Below are 15,887 nucleotides of genomic sequence, written 5' to 3' on the forward strand. Positions count from 1 at the left end.
CCCTTACTGTGCCGCTACCTCGACGCCGAGGGCGCCGAGCAGCGCGTTGCGAAACTCGTGGAACTTGCTGTCGCCGAGCGCTCTCGGCTTCGGGATGTCGATGATCTCGTCGACGACGATCTGCCCGCGGTCGAGAACGAGCACCCGGTCGGCGAGCGCGATCGCTTCGTCGACATCGTGGGTGACGAGCAGGACGGTCGGGCGGTGGCGACGGATCAACTCCTGCAAGAGGGCGTGCATCTTGATCCGGGTCAGCGCGTCGAGGGCCCCGAAGGGCTCGTCGGCCAGGAACAGTTCGGGCTCGCGGACCAGCGCTCGCGCCAGCGCCACACGCTGTTGTTCACCGCCGGACAATTCGCTGGGCCACGCCTTCTCCCGACCGGCGAGGCCCACTTCCGCGAGGGCCGCCGCACCCTTGCTCGTGCCGGTGCGGCCCAGTCCGAGCGTCACGTTGTCCAGCACCCTCAGCCACGGCAGCAACCGTGAGTCCTGGAACGCCACCGACACCTCCTCGGGCACGGTGAGGGTTCCGCCGCGGCCCTCGACGTCGTAGTCGAGGCCGGCGAGCGCCCGGAGCAGCGTGCTCTTGCCGGACCCACTCTTGCCGAGCAGGGCCACGAACTGGCCTTCGGGAATGTCCAGGTCCAGGCGGTCGAGGACGGTCTTGTCGCCGAATCCGCGGACGAGGGATCGCACCTGCACGGCGGCGGGTTCTAGCCGGCGAGCGTCTTGCGCCATGACAGCGACCGCCTTTCGACGTAGCGGAGGACGGAGTCGGACAGGAGACCGAAGATGCCGTAGACCGCGAGCCCCACGAGAATCACGTCGGACTGTCCGTAGTTCTGCGCGTTGTACATCATCTTCCCCAGACCGGTCACCGCGTTGATTCCCTCGACGACGATGAGGGTGAGCCAGGCACCGGTCACCGAGAGGCGCAGTCCCAGAAAGAATCCCGGCATCGCACCCGGCAATACGACCTTGCGGATGAACGTGGCCCGGGACAACCCGAGGACCTCGGCGAGTTCGACGTAGCGGTTGTCGATCGACGTCAACGAGTTGTGCGTCTGGATGTACATGTGGACGACGACACCGAGCGCGATGATCACGATCTTGAACGTCTCGCCGATGCCGAGCCAGAGGATCAGCAGTGGGATCAGGCCGAGCGTCGGGATGGCACGTTTGAGCTGGATCGGCCCGTCGATCAGGGCGTCACCGGACCGCGTCAGACCGGCGACGACGGCCAGGGCCGTTCCGATCACCACGCCGAACGCGAAACCGATGGCGGCACGGCTCAACGACGCGAGGACGTGTTCCTGCAGGATGCCCGTGGAGATCAGGTCGACGGCCGTGGTGACCACGGTCCAGGGCGCCGACAGCTTTCGTGCGTCGATGAAGCCGGTCAGGCTTCCCACCGCCCACACCGCGAGGAGGAGCAGGACACCGGCAAGCCGGGAGAACGGGAACGCCTTACGCAACCCGAGCCGGCGGATCTGCCGATCGGCGGCGCCGGGCCCGGGCCTCTCGACACCGGGGGCGACAGTACGTGCCAGCGCGGCTGCGGGCGCGGAGAGAGTACTGGTCATTTCTGCACACCGCCTCGGTACTCGGCCGGAACGGCGTCAGCGGCGACCGTTTCGAATCGGCGGTCGAACAACTCGTTGGCATCGAACTCGCTGAAATAGCCTGCATCGGAGAGCAGTTGGACGGTGTCCTGCGTCCACTCGACGGCCGCGTCCCAGTTGGCCGGGTAGACCGGGCGCTGCCCGACGGAGGCGACGATGCGCTTCCCGTCCTCGGCCGATACCTGTTCACTCTCCACGTAGTACTTCTGGATCCAGGCGTCCTGGTTCTCCCACGCCCAGATCTCCCCGCGCGCCCAGAACGGAATGAACGCCTTGATCGCCGCGGCCTTGGCCGGGTCCTGGAGGACCTCCACCGGCGCCCAGAGCACCGTGAGCGCATCCACGGCGTTCGTCGCCAACGCCTTCGCTCCGTCCGGCCCGTATTGGTTCAGGTACTTCGTCACGGTCGGCTCCGACAGCGGCGCGACGTCCACCTGCTTCGACTGCAGTGCGGTGAGGAACTGCGGGCTGGGGAGCTCGACGAGCTGGACGTCCTCCGTGGTCAGACCCTGCGCCTTCAGCGTTCGCAGGATCACCACACCCTGAGCCTGCCCGGGTGAGAACGCGATCTTCTTGCCCCGCAGGTCCGGCAGTTCCGTGATGTCCGAGCCGGGAGCGGTGGCCAGCAGGTACTGCGGCTGCTCCTTCTCCCGGACCGCGACGATCTTCGCGTCGAGCCCGGTGGCGTGCGCCTGGATCGGCGGGATCGCGGCGTTGGTGGCCAGATCGACCGCGTTGCCCCGGAAGGCCTGGATCACGTCGGGACCGGCACTGACGTCCGGCCAGTCCGACACGGTGAACGGGAGGTCCGCGAGCTGGTCGGTCGCCTCGAGCTGAAGCCGGGTGGTCTTGATCGACACGCTGAGCGAGGTTCCGTCCGGAACCTGATCGGGCACAGCATCATCGAGGGACAGCCCGCCGGAGGAACCGGACGAGCAGGACGCGAGCCCGAGCGCCACGACGCCGGCGAAGGCGGCGCGGGTGAGGCGCCGATACCCGGCGGAAGACACGAGTGAACTGGACATGATTGATCCTTCGAAGGATGTGATCTCCGGTCGGGCACACCGGACACGGTCGGTCGGGTGCCACAGAGGAGCGAGAAAGGAAGAACGGAACGGTGTTTCGAGCGTCCGCCGGGGTCAGCGCGGAGACGTCAGATGCGACCCGGTCGCGTGCGGCGACAACAGGACTCGGAGCGACACGAGAAAGTACGCACGCTGTCCGCCATGGTGGTGTTCACACCAATATCCTTGCGATCCAGTGCAATCGACGTCAACATTGCTTCCCACCGAATTAACTCCGGCTCTGTGATACATGTCACGATATGCCGGCCAGCGGCCGCACGAAGCTGGTGAGAGGTGCCCGGTAGAGCTCCGCGAGGATCACCGAGCCGGCGGATACCGGCAGTGCCCTCCCGGGAAAACTGGTGGACAGCACCGACAGAGAAGGGTCGTCACACGTCGCCGACGACTCCCCGACTGCCCGCCGAACCGTGTCGAGGGTCCCCGGAATCCGGCTCACGCCTTGGTCGCAGACGATCAGAACCTCGGGATTGAACAGATCGAGCAGACGCGCCGCCACCACCCCCACGCCGTGCGCCCGTTCCTCGAACAGTGCCAGTGCCGCCGGCTGCCGACGTCGCCCCGCGTCGAGAAGGTCGCCGAAGACCGGCCGCTCGATGATGCCGAGCTGCATCGCCCTGCGCACCAGCACCCGATCCGACAGGGTGGCCTGCACGCATCCGGTACGCCCGCAGGTGCACTCCTCGACACTGTTCTCGACGGGCACGTGCGCCACCGCGCCTGCCGCCGCGCGAGGACCGTGGTGGACCACGCCTCCGGTCGCGAACGCAGCGTCCACCACGTTCCCGACGAAGAGCTGCACGACGCTGTCCCGCGCCCTCGGCTCCCCGAACAACACCTCGGCGTCGATGAGGGCGCGCGCGTGCGAATCCATCCGAACGTCGAGCCCCGTGCGGTGCTCGAGATCCGCCCGGACCGGGTACCCGTTCCACCCCGGGATCGGATGCTCACGCACCACACCGGATTCGGAGTCGATCCAGCCGCCGGCCGCGAAACCGACGCCGATCGGGACGGACACGTCACCGTGCCCTGCGGCCAGCGCCTCGAGGGTCGTCACGGCGTTCCGCAGGATCTCGGCCGGTCCCAGCCCGAAGTGCGGATCGCGGGATCGCGCCAGCACCCGCCCGCGGAGGTCGAGCAATGCAGTGGTCACGTGGGTGATCGCCAGATGGATTCCGTAGACGACGTAACGGGTGTCGTCGAGGTCCACCGGCACGTGTGGCCGTCCCAATCCGGTGGGGCCCGCGATCTCCGGCAGTTCCCGCAGCAGGCCGCGTTCGACGAGCTGTGCACTGGCGGTGGTCACCGTCGCGGGTGAGAGCCCGGTGACCCGGGCGATCGTGCTGCGCGCGATCGGCCCGCGGTCGAGGACGGTACGCAGCACCGTGCCCGCGCTGGCGCCGGAACGACCGGCACCACGCCGGGTGTCGGGCTGGGTTCGCGCCATCGTTCCCACCTTCCCCGCGCGCCGTGATTTGCTTGATCTCGAACGCTATCGAAGGGGAACGTGCACTTCAACGGACCCGATACCCGTGAATTTAACTCCCGTGAGTACTTGTCAACGCCGGGCGGTCAATGAGTACTCACAGGACGCTAGCCACCGAGATTGACCTCGATGCAATAGGTGCGCTCGGGTTCGGAGAACGCGATGGGGAATGCGTTGTCGAACTCGTTGCAGAGGGTCTCGTCGTTCTGGCCGTCCGCGCGTCTGACGACCTTGACGGTCTGCATGTCGGTGCAGTCGGACGGCACGATCCGGCCGTCGTCCTCGAGCAGGTAGCAGGACCCCTCGATCATGTTCGGAACGAGGCAGAGCGTGGTCTGCACGTCGTCACCCTCGCTCACGAGGGTGTAGGAGAAGTAGTCCTCCGCGCACTGGACGTCGCCGTCGTTCTTCTGCGCCACCTCGTACGTGGCCTCGCTGTCGGAGCAGTCCCGCTTCTCGTGTGAGGTGTCGGCCGCGGTCGTCGACGCGGACTCGAAGAAGAGGCAGTCGCCGACGTCGAGAGCGTTCTTGTCGGCGCTCTTGACGGCGAATACAGCGAACGCGGCGATGGCGGCGAGGATCACGACGGCGACGACGCCGAGGGTGATGAACAGCCCCTTCCGCGATTTCTTCGGCGGCGGCGGATACTGGCCGGGCGGGTACTGGCCGGGCTGCTGCCCGTACTGGCCGGGCGGATACTGGCCGGGTTGCTGGGCGTATTGCCCCTGCGGGTACGGCTGCTGCGGGTACTGGCCCTGCTGGTACGGCTGCTGCGGCCCACCCTGCGGGTACGGTTGCTGCGGGTTGTTCGGCGGTTCGCCGGGGACGTTCGGATCGCGACGGTGGGGGTCGTCGGGGGGCTGGGTCATCGCGAGCCTCGTCTCTGGGTCGATCCATCCGGCTGCCCCTCAATTTAGGCCCCGACCGCCCCGGATGTGCAGGTATCGGGCCGCGTCGAAGGCCGCGACGTGGCGCGGTGTCGCTCAGATCAGGACAATGGACAGGCTGGCTACATCCGGCACCGCATTTTCGAGGAGGCTTCCGTGACCGACGGACCGTTGATCGTCCAATCCGACAAGACCCTGCTGTTGGAGGTCGATCACGAACGCGCGAACGACGCCCGCCAGGCGATCGCGCCGTTCGCGGAACTCGAGCGCGCGCCCGAACACGTCCACACCTACCGCATCACCCCGCTGGCCCTGTGGAACGCGCGCGCCGCCGGACACGACGCCGAGCAGGTGGTCGATGCGCTGGTCAACTTCTCCCGGTACGCGGTGCCCCAGCCGCTGCTGGTCGACATCGTCGACACGATGGCCCGGTACGGGCGCCTCCAGCTGGTGAAGAACCCGGCCCACGGTCTGACGCTGGTCAGCCTGGACCGCGCGGTCCTCACCGAGGTGACCCGGCACAAGAAGATCGCCCCGATGCTCGGTGCCCGCGTCGACGACGACACGGTCGTGGTCCACCCGAGCGAGCGCGGCCGCCTCAAGCAGTTGCTCCTCAAGGTCGGCTGGCCGGCGGAGGACCTCGCCGGGTACGTGGACGGCGAGGCGCACGCCATCGACCTGGACTTCGACGGCACGTCCCCCGGGTCCGCGGACGGCCAGTGGCACCTGCGCGACTACCAGGAGATGGCCGCCGACTCGTTCTGGGCAGGTGGGTCCGGCGTCGTCGTCCTGCCCTGTGGTGCGGGTAAGACGATGGTCGGTGCGGCGGCGATGGCCAAGGCGAAGGCGACCACGTTGATCCTGGTGACGAACACCGTCGCGGGACGGCAGTGGAAGCGTGAGCTGATCGCGCGCACATCGCTCACCGAGGAGGAGATCGGCGAGTACTCGGGCGAGCGCAAGGAGATCCGCCCGGTCACGATCGCCACGTACCAGGTGATCACCCGGCGCACCAAGGGCGAATACAAGCACCTCGAACTCTTCGATTCCCGCGACTGGGGTCTCGTGATCTACGACGAGGTGCACCTCCTGCCCGCCCCGGTGTTCCGCATGACCGCCGACCTGCAGTCCCGTCGACGCCTCGGCCTCACCGCCACGCTGGTGCGCGAGGACGGCCGCGAGGGCGACGTGTTCTCGCTGATCGGCCCCAAGCGGTACGACGCGCCGTGGAAGGACATCGAGGCGCAGGGGTGGATCGCTCCCGCCGACTGTGTCGAGGTGCGGGTGACGCTGACGGACGCCGAACGGATGTCCTACGCCGTCGCCGAGCCCGACGAGCGGTACAAGCTGTGTTCCACCGCGCACACCAAGATCGCGGTGGTGAAGTCGATCCTGGAGCGGCATACCGACGCACCGACGTTGATCATCGGCGCGTACCTCGACCAGCTCGACGAACTGGGTGAGGCGTTGAACGCGCCGGTCATCAAGGGGTCGACCAAGAACAAGGAGCGCGAGGAACTGTTCGACCGGTTCCGGGCGGGCGAGATCCAGACGTTGGTCGTCAGCAAGGTCGCGAACTTCTCGATCGATTTGCCGGAAGCATCTGTCGCCGTCCAGGTTTCGGGCACGTTCGGTTCACGCCAGGAGGAGGCCCAGCGGCTGGGCCGCCTGCTGCGACCGAAGCACGACGGCGGCCAGGCGCACTTCTACTCGGTGGTGGCGCGCGACACGCTCGACGCCGAGTACGCCGCCCACCGGCAGCGCTTCCTCGCCGAGCAGGGGTACGCGTACCGGATCACCGACGCCGACGACCTACTGGGCCCGGCCATCGGGTAACCGCCGTCCCCCGGACCGGGGGATCTAAGCTGGGGCCGTGCGACATTTCGAGTTCACCGTCGACCGGCCCTACGCGAAGTCTGTCAACCAGACGTTCGCCGACATGCGACGCCTGCAGGTGTCGGCGATCGTGGTGGCGCTGCTGTTCGCGGCCGCCGCTGTCGGTCTGATCCTGCTCGCCCACCCCTGGTCGATCATCCTCGGTGTCGTCGTGGCGATCGCCGCACTGACGTCCGTGTGGGTGGCGTTCTGGGTGCCGAAGAAGGTCGGCAGTATCGAGGAGCTGTACGCGAGGAGCCCGCTGGTGCCTGCCGTCGTCTCGGAGGTCCATCCCCGTGCGGTCACTCTGCTGTCGCTGATCGACGTCGCGAAGCCCTCCGCGGGCCGGGCGTCGTACGCGCTCGTCACCCGCAACGTCCCGATCCGTTCCGGTCAGAAGCAGAGGGTGGGCGACAGGGTGCCGTCCGTCGCACTGCTGAACGACCGCAGCACCCACAGCGACGCCGCCACGTGGGAGATGGTCAGCCCGATGCCGATCGCGTGGGGCACCCGCGACGCGGCCGTGCGTTCCCGCGCGGAGGACGCCATCGATCAGGCCGAGTGGGACTTCCTGCAAAGCCGGATCGCCGAGTCGGAGCACATCCGGACCAGCCCCGACCAGCGAGTCGCGGTGTCCGAGCACGACCTTCCGGAGGGCCTGCGCTGATCGGCCGCTAGGGCCAGCCTTCGGCCGGTTGCCGCGGGTCGGCGGCGAGCAGGGCGGCCACCCACGAGTCACGCCGGACGCCGCGCTGCACGAGTCCGGCGCGCTGGACGCCCTCGAACCGGAAGCCGACCCGGCGGGCGACCGCCGCCGAGTCGAGGTTGCCGACGAACGCGCGCCATTCGATGCGTTCGAGCCCCATGCCGTCCGGCCGAAACGCGAAATCGCACACCAGGTTCACTGCGGTCGTCATGAGGCCCCGCGACCGTGCGGCCGGGGACAGCCAGTATCCGATCTCCGCAGCCGTCACGTCCCGCGCCATCAGGCCGATCATCCCCAGCACGGGACCGTCCTCGCGTTCGCGCAGCGCCCAGGTGGGACTGCGATCGGCCCACCCGGACGGCACCGTCTGCCGCACGAACTGCTCGGCGTCCGAGCGGGCATACGGGGCTGGCATCGTCGTCCACTCGGCTATCGACGGTTCGCTGCATGCCGCGCAGATCGCGTCGACGTCGGTGACGACCGGCGGGCTCAGCCACACGTTGTCGGCGGCGAGGGTGACGACGAACATGCCCGCCACTCTATGCCCGGCGAACGGCCCTGCCCGTCGGCACGCTGTCAGCGCAGCGCGGGCAGGACCTCCTTCTCGAACAGTTCGATGCCCGAGGTGTCGTAGGCGGCTTCGGGGAAGTAGAAGATGCCGTAGGACAGGCCCAGTTCCTTCAGCGCCGACAGTTTCTCGACGATCTGCTCCGGTGTTCCCACACCGGGCATGCCGCGGAAGGCTCCCAGCGCACCTTCGGCTGCCTCGGCGCCGACGTGGGGGGTGAGCCGGTCCTTCAGGGTGAGCAACCGCTGCTCGACCTCCGCCTCGGTGGTGCCGATCGCGACGTTGTAGTTGGCCGAGCGGGTGATGGCGTCGAAGTCGGTGCCGACGGTGTCGCAGTGTTTCCGCAGGATTTCGGATTTCTGCGCGAAGCCCTCGGGCGTGCCGTCGAAGTTGGTGTACTGCGCGTACTTTGCCGCGATCTTCAACGTCACCTTCTCGCCGCCGCCGGCGATCCACAGCGGAATGCCGCCTTCCTGCAACGGAAGTGGGCGGACGATGGCTCCGTCGACCTGGTAGTGCTTGCCTTCGAGGGTTGCGACGCCGTTGGTCCAGGCCTGCCGCATGATCTGCACGCCCTCGTCGAGACGGCCGAGACGCACACCGGCAGAGGGGAACCCGTACCCGTACGCCTGCCACTCGTGCTCGTACCAGCCGCCGCCGATACCCATCTCGACGCGTCCCCCCGAGATGAGGTCGGTGGTGGCGGCGACCTTCGCGAGGTAGGCCGGGTTGCGGTAGCTCATCGCCGTGCACATCTGACCGAGACGCACCCGCGACGTGACCGCCGCGAACGCGGACATGAGGGTCCACGCCTCGTGCGTGGCCTCCTCCGTCGGTGCCGGGACGGTATGGAAGTGGTCGTAGACCCACAGTGAATCCCAGGACGAACCCTGATCGGCGCGCAACGCGAAGTCGCGCATCACCGACCACTGATCCGAGGGATCGATTCCGACGAGATCCAGACGCCAACCTTGAGGAACGAACAATCCGAAGCGCATTAAACGAATGTACCTATGCTTCCTGTTTTTCGAGCGGTGAGGAATCGGGCTCCGACGCGGGCGGCGGTGGCCACGGGGAATAGACAGGGATGAACCGGAACAGGAGTCCGGCGCCGACCAGCGCCGCTCCCCCGATCGCGGCGACGGCAGCCCCGAGCGGGACCACCGCGGCGAGCGCGCCGACCCCGAAGGGCCCGGCGAACATGCCGGTGTCGTGGGTGAGCCGCCAGGCGGCGAGGAATTCGGCGCGCGTCGCCGGTGGGGCGATGTCGGCGCCGAGCGTCATGATGACGCCGTTGCCGAGGCCGTTGCCGATTCCCATCACGACGGCGACGGCCCCGATCGACACAAGGTCGTGCGAGAGCGGCAGCACCAGGTACGACACCCCGATCACCAGCAGCGACGGCACCGCGATGAACCGGCGGCCGTATCGGTCCATGAAGTGTCCGGCCGGATACGAGCACAGCAGATCGACGGCCGCTCCGACTCCGAAGACGAGGCTGACCTGGGCGGCATCGAGTCCGAGATGGGCAGCCCACAGCGGCAGCACCGCTTCCCGCGAGGCGCGGGCCGCACCCATCAGGAGCGATCCGGCGCCGAGGGTGGCCAGCAACTTCCGGTGCCGGCGCAGAATCGACGGCAGCGTTGCGTGTGTGCCGGCGGTGCCTGCGTGGCGCCTCGGCGGGTCGGGGACCCTCGACATCAGCCACCCGGACAGCACGACGCCGACGAACTGCACCATGAACCCGCCGCGGGCGCCGACCACCAGGATCACGGCGGCGCCGAGCAGCGGTCCCACGAAGAAGCCGAGCCGCCACATCGCCGCGAACGACGACATCGCCCGAGCGCGCAGCCCGATCGGCACGGCGTCGGCCAGGTAGCTCTGGCGGGCCAGCCCCCACACGGCGTTGGCGAGCCCGGTCAGCAGTGCGCCCACACCGAGCATCCAGGGTGTCTGCGCGAGCAGACAGACCAGCACTCCGGCGGCGCCGACGGTACTGCCGCCGATGATGGACCGCCGCTCCCCGAACCTGGCGACGATCCGGCCCGCGGGCAGGTCGCCCAGGACGGCGCCGAGCCCGACGACCGCGACGATCAGCCCGGACACGGCGACGGACGCGCCCAGTTCGCGGGCCGTCAGTGCCATGACCGGGGCGGCGGCCCCCTGGCCGATGCCGAAGATCGCGGCGGGGACGAAGACGGTGGTGACGAGAGGTTTCAGACCGGTCTCGTCGCTCATGCGCTCGCTTCGTCGACCGCGCCCGCGAACCGGTTACCGACGTCCGTGAGACCGTAGTGACCGCGCAGGGTGGTCGCCGTGTAGTCCGTCCGGAACAGTCCGCGCTGCTGCAGGATCGGGACGACGCGGTCGACGAAGTCGTCCAGTCCGCCGGGCAGGTAGGGCGGCATGATGTTGAAGCCGTCGGCCGCACCCTGCTCGAACCACGTCTGCAGCTCGTCGGCCACTTGTTCCGGGGTTCCGGCGAACGTGCGGTGCCCGCGTCCGCCGCCGAGCAGCCCGATCAGTTGCCGGACGGTGAGCGAACCGTCCGCGGCGAGATCCTTCACCAGCTGGTACCGGCTCTTGTTGCCCTGGATCTCGTCCAGCGGAGGAAGTGGCGGAAGCGGGGCGTCGAGGGAATGTTTCGTGAGGTCGACACCGAGCATCGTCGACAGCTGCCGCAGCGAGTACTCGGGCGAGATCAGGTCGGTGAACGACTGCTCGAGCGCCTTCGCCTCCTCCTCGGTGTCCGCGATGAACGGCACGATGCCGGGCAGCACCTTCAATTCGCCGGCATTCCGGCCGTGCTTGACGACACGCACCTTGAGGTCGCGGTAGAACTCCTGACCCTGCTCCAGGGTGCGCTGGGCGGTGAACACGGCCTCGGCGTACCGCGCGGCGAACTCCTTGCCACTCTCGGACGATCCGGCCTGTACCAGCAGCGGCCGGCCCTGGGCGGACCTCGGCGAGTTCAGCGGCCCCTTGACCCGGAACCGCGGTCCGTCGTGGTCGATGGTGTGAACCTTGCCGGGGTCGGCGAACACGCCGGTCTCCTGGTCGAGGACCACCGCGCCGTCCTCCCAGCTGTCCCACAGGGCGAGCGTGACGTCGACGAATTCCTCTGCGCGCTCGTACCGTCCGCTGTGCGCGGGGATGCCGTCGACGCCGAAGTTCGCCGCCTCGTCCGCACCGGCCGAGGTTACGATGTTCCACCCCGCCCGGCCGCCGCTGATGTGGTCGAGCGACGTGAACTTGCGCGCCAGGTTGTACGGGTCGGAGTAACTGGTGGAGGCCGTGGCGATCAGCCCCACGTGTTCGGTGGCGACGGCGATCGCCGACAGCAATGTGACGGGCTCGAAGATCGCCTGCGTGTTGTGCTTGATCCGCGGTCCGACGGCGAGACCGTCGGCGAAGAACACCGAATCGAGTTTGCCCCGCTCCGCGATCCGGCCGAGTTCCTGGAAGTGCGCGACGTCCAGTACGCGGTGCGCCTCGGTGCGGGGATGGCGCCACGCCGCCTCGTGATGTCCCACACCCATGAGAAACGCGTTGAGGTGGAACTGGGAATCCTGTGACATGTGGAGTTTCTTTTCCGGTAAGTGACTAGACCCGCCAGCGGGACAGCCTGCGTTCGATCAGTACGAGAACGGCGTTGAGCGTCAGCCCGAGAACCGAGATGGCGACGATGCCCGCATACATGTTGGGGATCTGGAAGTTGAACTGGGAGGCCGTGATCAGGTAGCCGAGGCCGGCCTTGGCCCCGACCATCTCGGCGGCGATCAGCACGAGGATCGACGACGCCGCGGCCATGCGGATTCCGGTGAAGATGGTGGGAACGGCGGCGGGCAGCACCACTTTCTGGAAAAGGCGCACGGGCGACAGTCCCAGCGAGGACGCCGACTTGATCAGCAACGGGTCGACGGTGCGCACACCGGAGATCGTGTTCAGCAGGATCGGGAAGGTGCACGCGTAGATCACCAGGGCGATCTTGGACTCCTCACCGATGCCGAGGATCAGGATGAACACGGGGAGCAACGCCAGCGCCGCCGTGTTGCGGAACAGTTCCAGGATCGGGTTCAGGAAGTCCGACACCGGGCGGTACCAGGCGATCGCGATACCCAGCGGGATCGCGATCACGACGGCAACGAAGAAGCCGATCAGGGCGCGGGAGAGGCTGGCGGACACGTGCTGCCACAGCTCACCGCTCTGAACCAGGTCGAAGAACGCCTCGACCACCGTAGTGAACGGGGGAAGGAAGACCTCGTCGACGAGCCCGACTCGGGGAGCGATCTCCCACAGCGCCAGGAACGCGACGATCGCAACGGACGGCTTGAGGATCCGCCAGGCGATCGGACCCAGTGCCGCACCGGCACGCTGGACGGCACCCGGCTCCGGCGGGGTGGAAGGAGGCGTCGGAGCCGAGGTCCCGGGTCGATCGATTGCGACGGGAGTTTCCGGCGACGCGAGTGCGCTAGACATGTGCTTCCTCCTTCTCGATTACCTGTGCACGCTCCACTTCGCCGTGCAGCAGCGTCCAGATGCGGTGGCGGTAGTGCCGGAACTGCTCGTTGGACCGGACGTCCTCGCCGCTGCGGTCGATGTCGATGTCCACGAACGTCTTCACCCGGCCGGGCCGCGACGTCAGGACGGCGACCCGCTGCCCGAGATAGATGGCCTCGTCGATGCCGTGCGTGATGAACAGGATGGTCTTGCCGGTGGCCTTCCAGATGCGCAGCAGTTCGTCCTGCAGCGACTCACGGGTCTGCGCGTCGAGCGCCGCGAACGGCTCGTCCATCAGCAGCACCTCGGGGTCGAACGCGAGGCTGCGGGCGATCGCGACGCGCTGCTTCATGCCACCCGACAGCTCGTGCGGGTACCGGTCGCCGAAGCCCTTCAGGCCGACGAGTTCGAGGTAGTGCTCGGCCAGTTCGCGCCGTTCCTTCTTGGGCAGTCCCTTGGCCTCGAGCCCGAATTCGATGTTGTGCCGGGCCGTGCGCCACGGCAGGAGTGCGTACTGCTGGAAGACGATTCCGCGATCGAGACCGGGCCCGGTCACCGGCTGACCGTCGAGCAGGATCCGGCCCGACGTGGGGGTGCTGAGTCCGCCGAGCAGGTCGAGCAGCGTGGACTTTCCGCAACCACTCGGCCCGACGAGGACGAGGAATTCGCCGTCCGCGAGATCGATGTCGATGTCCTCGATCGCGGTGAACTTGTCCTTCGACCCGCGCACGTCGAACTGTTTGGTGACGTGCTCGAGGCGGAGCTTGGGCGTCTGAACCCGATCGGGGTTCGAGGCGGTGGTGCTCATTTCTGTCCTTCCAGTACTTCTCCGTCGGGCCCGCTCTCGGGCTGGAACGTGCCGTTGGCGTACGGGTTGAATTCGTTGGTGTAGAGGTCGGTTGCGGTCAACTTGCCCTCGTCGAGCTCACCGTTGCGGACGAGCCAATCGATCCAGGTCTGCAACTCCTTCTCCTGGATCACGGCCCCGGCGACGGGAATGCCGGAGCTGCGCCAGTAGTCGATGGCCTCGTCGCTCTCGTTGCGGCCACGCCTGTCGATGATGCTCTTGAACCGTGCGACGACCTCCTCACGCGGAGTCACCTGGGTCCATCGGATGGCCCGAGCCGTGCCCTGCACGAAGTCCGCAACGGCGTCCTTGTTCTTCGCCAGGAAGTCGTCACGCACGACGTAGGTTCCGTAACTGAAGGCGCCGAACAGATCCCGGTCCGTGAACAGCGGCCGGATACCCCCACGCTCCTGGGCTGTTTCGCGGTAGATGCCGTTGATGGCAGCCACATCGATCTGACCTTCGCGCAGGGCCGTTTCGTTGTTCACCGGCGGGACGACGGTCAGCTCCACCTGCTTGATCTCGTCCTGGGTCAACCCCTGCTGGGCCAGCCACTCCCGGACGAGGAACTCGTGGTGCGCACCGAGCGTGTTCATCCCGACCTTCTTGCCGATCAGGTCGCGCGCCGAGCGGATGGGGCTGCCGTCCAGCACGAAGTATCCGGTGTACTCGCCGGCATCCGCACCGTAGGAACTCAGCACCGACGTGATCGGTGCCCCCGCAGCATTGAGCTTGACGACGGCTCCGTTGAATGCCGAGCCGAACTCGATGTCACCGGTGGCCGCCGACTGGATGTCCTGCGGGCCGCTGGTGGTGTCGCCAACCCATTCGAGCTTGATCTCGTCGTAATACCCCAGGTCCTCGGCGAGTTCGTGGAATCCCACGTCCCCGGCCCACCCCTGGTAGCGCAGGACCGTCTTCCCGTCCTCGGTGGTGGCGGTATCCGACGAGCCGGCGCACCCCGCCACTCCCGAGGCCACCGTGAACAGTGCTGCGGTCGCCGCGAGGGCGCGCACGGCGCCGCGCCGGAACCGGGAGTGGGACATCGACGTCACTTTCTTCTCGTGGGGACCTGGGGTGGAGTTCACTTCGCGGCCAGCGCTTGTCCGTCGGGGCCGCTGTCGGCGGGGTACGTGCCGTTGGCGTACGGGTTGTACTCGTTGGTGTAGACGTCGGCGGGCGTGAGCTTGCCGTCCTCGAGTTCGCCGTTGCGGACCAGCCAGTCGATCCAGGTCTGGATCTCCTTGTCGGTGATCACGCCACCGGGACCCGCCACACCCGGCGACTTCCAGTAGCCGACGAGATCGGTGGTCTCGTTGCGGCCGCGCTTGGTGATGATGTCCTTGAATTTCGCGATCACGTCGTCGCGGGGCGTGGTCTGGGTCCAGCGGATGGCGCGGGCCGTGCCCTGCACGAAGTCGGCGACGGCGTCCTTGTTCTTCGCGATGAAGTCGTTGCGGAACAGCAGCGAACCGTAGGTGAAGGACCCGAAGATGGATTCGTCGGTGAACAGCGGGCGGATACCGCCGCGTTCGACTGCCTTGTCGCGGAACACGCTTCCGAGCGTGCCGACGTCGATCTGACCCTGCCGCAGCGCCTGTTCGGTGTTCACCGGCGGCACGACGGTCAACTCGACCTGCTTGATCTCGTCGGGGGTCAGCCCTTCCCGCGCCAGCCACTCACGCACGAGGAACTCGTGGTGCGCACCGAGCGTGTTCATCCCGACCTTCTTGCCGATCAGGTCACGTGCCGACGTGATCGGGCTTCCGTCGAGCACGTAGTACCCGTTGAACGTCTCCTTGTCGGAGCCGTAGTAGCCGATGACGGACGTGATCGGCGAATCGGCCGCGGCCAGCTTCAGCACCGCACCGTTGAACGCGCCACCGAAGTCGGTCTGCCCCGTGGCGGCATTCTGGATGCTCTGCGGCCCACTGGTCGTGTCGCCGATCCAGTTCAGTTCGACCTTCTGGTAGTAGCCCAGGTCGGCCGCGAGTTCCGGGAACGAGACCTGTCCCGTGGTCCCCTCGTAGCGAAGTACGGTCTTCCCGTCGGCTGTCGTGGTCGTCTCGGAACTGGAGCACCCGACAGCAAGGCTGGTGAACGTGAGAAGGGCGGCCGCTGCGGCCAGAGTCCGCGCGAAACGTGGACGAATCATCGAAGGTCTTCCTAGTGTGTGATGCCCGCGGACGACGAAGCGGCGGGTCGTGCGAGCGCACTCCCGAACCCGCCCGGCGGGTCGCCGAACGGGTGAGCAGGACGTGCGGAAAGAAAAGGGGTGCGAAAAAGCCAGGTCAGCTACGACAGCCGAAACACT

Annotated in this window: 15 protein-coding genes; 2 read left to right on the forward strand and 13 right to left on the reverse strand. The window is 67.5% G+C overall.

All coding sequences use genetic code 11. The features are described from left to right. Positions 1 to 3 precede the first annotated feature (3 nt). From DTA22_RS24230 to DTA22_RS24250, 5 genes are all read right to left on the reverse strand, one after another. Positions 4 to 738, reverse strand: coding sequence for an ABC transporter ATP-binding protein (locus DTA22_RS24230; protein ID WP_112301161.1), 735 nt, complete (start codon positions 736 to 738; stop codon positions 4 to 6). Continuing rightward, positions 714 to 1,583 (reverse strand): ABC transporter permease, encoded by an 870-nt coding sequence (locus DTA22_RS24235; protein ID WP_112301162.1) that lies wholly within the window; start codon positions 1,581 to 1,583, stop codon positions 714 to 716. The genes DTA22_RS24230 and DTA22_RS24235 overlap by 25 nt, the downstream gene beginning before the upstream one ends. Beyond that, positions 1,580 to 2,647 (reverse strand): PhnD/SsuA/transferrin family substrate-binding protein, encoded by a 1,068-nt coding sequence (locus tag DTA22_RS24240; protein WP_037234583.1) that lies wholly within the window; start codon positions 2,645 to 2,647, stop codon positions 1,580 to 1,582. Before DTA22_RS24240 ends, DTA22_RS24235 begins: the two co-directional genes overlap by 4 nt. 292 nt (positions 2,648 to 2,939) lie before the next feature. After that, positions 2,940 to 4,151: an ROK family transcriptional regulator gene (locus DTA22_RS24245; RefSeq protein WP_037234586.1), complete on the reverse strand. Its 1,212-nt coding sequence runs from the start codon at positions 4,149 to 4,151 to the stop codon at positions 2,940 to 2,942. Between the two features lie 146 nt (positions 4,152 to 4,297). After that, on the reverse strand, positions 4,298 to 5,059 hold the full coding sequence (locus DTA22_RS24250; RefSeq protein WP_112301163.1) for an LppU/SCO3897 family protein: 762 nt from the start codon (positions 5,057 to 5,059) through the stop codon (positions 4,298 to 4,300). Positions 5,060 to 5,233: 174 nt separating this feature from the next. Here DTA22_RS24250 and DTA22_RS24255 point away from each other — a divergent pair, with 174 nt between their 5' ends. Both DTA22_RS24255 and DTA22_RS24260 read left to right on the forward strand, forming a co-directional pair. After that, positions 5,234 to 6,913 (forward strand): DNA repair helicase XPB, encoded by a 1,680-nt coding sequence (locus tag DTA22_RS24255; RefSeq protein WP_005244182.1) that lies wholly within the window; start codon positions 5,234 to 5,236, stop codon positions 6,911 to 6,913. A gap of 37 nt (positions 6,914 to 6,950) precedes the next feature. Continuing rightward, on the forward strand, positions 6,951 to 7,619 hold the full coding sequence (locus DTA22_RS24260; protein WP_112301164.1) for a DUF3239 domain-containing protein: 669 nt from the start codon (positions 6,951 to 6,953) through the stop codon (positions 7,617 to 7,619). Between the two features lie 7 nt (positions 7,620 to 7,626). Here the strand turns inward: DTA22_RS24260 and DTA22_RS24265 are convergent, their stop codons facing one another. Genes DTA22_RS24265 through DTA22_RS24300 form a run of 8 tightly spaced genes read right to left on the reverse strand, consistent with a single transcriptional unit; the run spans position 7,627 to position 15,728 of the window. Next, the gene (locus tag DTA22_RS24265; RefSeq protein ID WP_112301351.1) at positions 7,627 to 8,187 is read right to left on the reverse strand and encodes a GNAT family N-acetyltransferase; all 561 of its coding nucleotides are present in this window, start codon (positions 8,185 to 8,187) and stop codon (positions 7,627 to 7,629) included. Between the two features lie 47 nt (positions 8,188 to 8,234). Next, complete coding sequence (locus tag DTA22_RS24270; protein ID WP_037234594.1) at positions 8,235 to 9,224, reverse strand: LLM class F420-dependent oxidoreductase; 990 nt, start codon at positions 9,222 to 9,224, stop codon at positions 8,235 to 8,237. A 13-nt stretch (positions 9,225 to 9,237) separates the two neighbouring features. Further along, entirely contained in the window at positions 9,238 to 10,464 is a 1,227-nt protein-coding gene (locus tag DTA22_RS24275) for an MFS transporter (RefSeq protein WP_112301165.1), read from the reverse strand. After that, on the reverse strand, positions 10,461 to 11,804 hold the full coding sequence (locus tag DTA22_RS24280; protein WP_112301166.1) for an LLM class flavin-dependent oxidoreductase: 1,344 nt from the start codon (positions 11,802 to 11,804) through the stop codon (positions 10,461 to 10,463). The genes DTA22_RS24275 and DTA22_RS24280 overlap by 4 nt, the downstream gene beginning before the upstream one ends. A 25-nt stretch (positions 11,805 to 11,829) precedes the next feature. Beyond that, positions 11,830 to 12,705, reverse strand: a complete 876-nt coding sequence (locus DTA22_RS24285; protein ID WP_112301167.1) for an ABC transporter permease — start codon at positions 12,703 to 12,705, stop codon at positions 11,830 to 11,832. Further along, entirely contained in the window at positions 12,698 to 13,534 is an 837-nt protein-coding gene (locus DTA22_RS24290) for an ABC transporter ATP-binding protein (RefSeq protein WP_005244194.1), read from the reverse strand. The genes DTA22_RS24285 and DTA22_RS24290 overlap by 8 nt, the downstream gene beginning before the upstream one ends. Beyond that, entirely contained in the window at positions 13,531 to 14,619 is a 1,089-nt protein-coding gene (locus DTA22_RS24295; protein WP_081792440.1) for an ABC transporter substrate-binding protein, read from the reverse strand. Before DTA22_RS24295 ends, DTA22_RS24290 begins: the two co-directional genes overlap by 4 nt. A gap of 38 nt (positions 14,620 to 14,657) precedes the next feature. Next, a complete protein-coding gene (locus tag DTA22_RS24300) occupies positions 14,658 to 15,728 on the reverse strand; it encodes an ABC transporter substrate-binding protein (RefSeq protein WP_037234607.1) in 1,071 nt (356 codons plus the stop codon). Positions 15,729 to 15,887: the final 159 nt, after the last annotated feature.

Source organism: Rhodococcus wratislaviensis (genome assembly GCF_900455735.1).
GTDB lineage: Bacteria > Actinomycetota > Actinomycetes > Mycobacteriales > Mycobacteriaceae > Rhodococcus_F > Rhodococcus_F wratislaviensis.

Coding starts and splice junctions, on each gene's coding strand:
- DTA22_RS24230 (WP_112301161.1), bottom strand. CDS start 738: ATGGCGCAAGACGCTCGCCGGCTAGAACCCGCCGCCGTGCAGGTGCGA.
- DTA22_RS24235 (WP_112301162.1), bottom strand. CDS start 1,583: ATGACCAGTACTCTCTCCGCGCCCGCAGCCGCGCTGGCACGTACTGTC.
- DTA22_RS24240 (WP_037234583.1), bottom strand. CDS start 2,647: ATGTCCAGTTCACTCGTGTCTTCCGCCGGGTATCGGCGCCTCACCCGC.
- DTA22_RS24245 (WP_037234586.1), bottom strand. CDS start 4,151: ATGGCGCGAACCCAGCCCGACACCCGGCGTGGTGCCGGTCGTTCCGGC.
- DTA22_RS24250 (WP_112301163.1), bottom strand. CDS start 5,059: ATGACCCAGCCCCCCGACGACCCCCACCGTCGCGATCCGAACGTCCCC.
- DTA22_RS24265 (WP_112301351.1), bottom strand. CDS start 8,187: ATGTTCGTCGTCACCCTCGCCGCCGACAACGTGTGGCTGAGCCCGCCG.
- DTA22_RS24270 (WP_037234594.1), bottom strand. CDS start 9,224: ATGCGCTTCGGATTGTTCGTTCCTCAAGGTTGGCGTCTGGATCTCGTC.
- DTA22_RS24275 (WP_112301165.1), bottom strand. CDS start 10,464: ATGAGCGACGAGACCGGTCTGAAACCTCTCGTCACCACCGTCTTCGTC.
- DTA22_RS24280 (WP_112301166.1), bottom strand. CDS start 11,804: ATGTCACAGGATTCCCAGTTCCACCTCAACGCGTTTCTCATGGGTGTG.
- DTA22_RS24285 (WP_112301167.1), bottom strand. CDS start 12,705: ATGTCTAGCGCACTCGCGTCGCCGGAAACTCCCGTCGCAATCGATCGA.
- DTA22_RS24290 (WP_005244194.1), bottom strand. CDS start 13,534: ATGAGCACCACCGCCTCGAACCCCGATCGGGTTCAGACGCCCAAGCTC.
- DTA22_RS24295 (WP_081792440.1), bottom strand. CDS start 14,619: ATGTCCCACTCCCGGTTCCGGCGCGGCGCCGTGCGCGCCCTCGCGGCG.
- DTA22_RS24300 (WP_037234607.1), bottom strand. CDS start 15,728: ATGATTCGTCCACGTTTCGCGCGGACTCTGGCCGCAGCGGCCGCCCTT.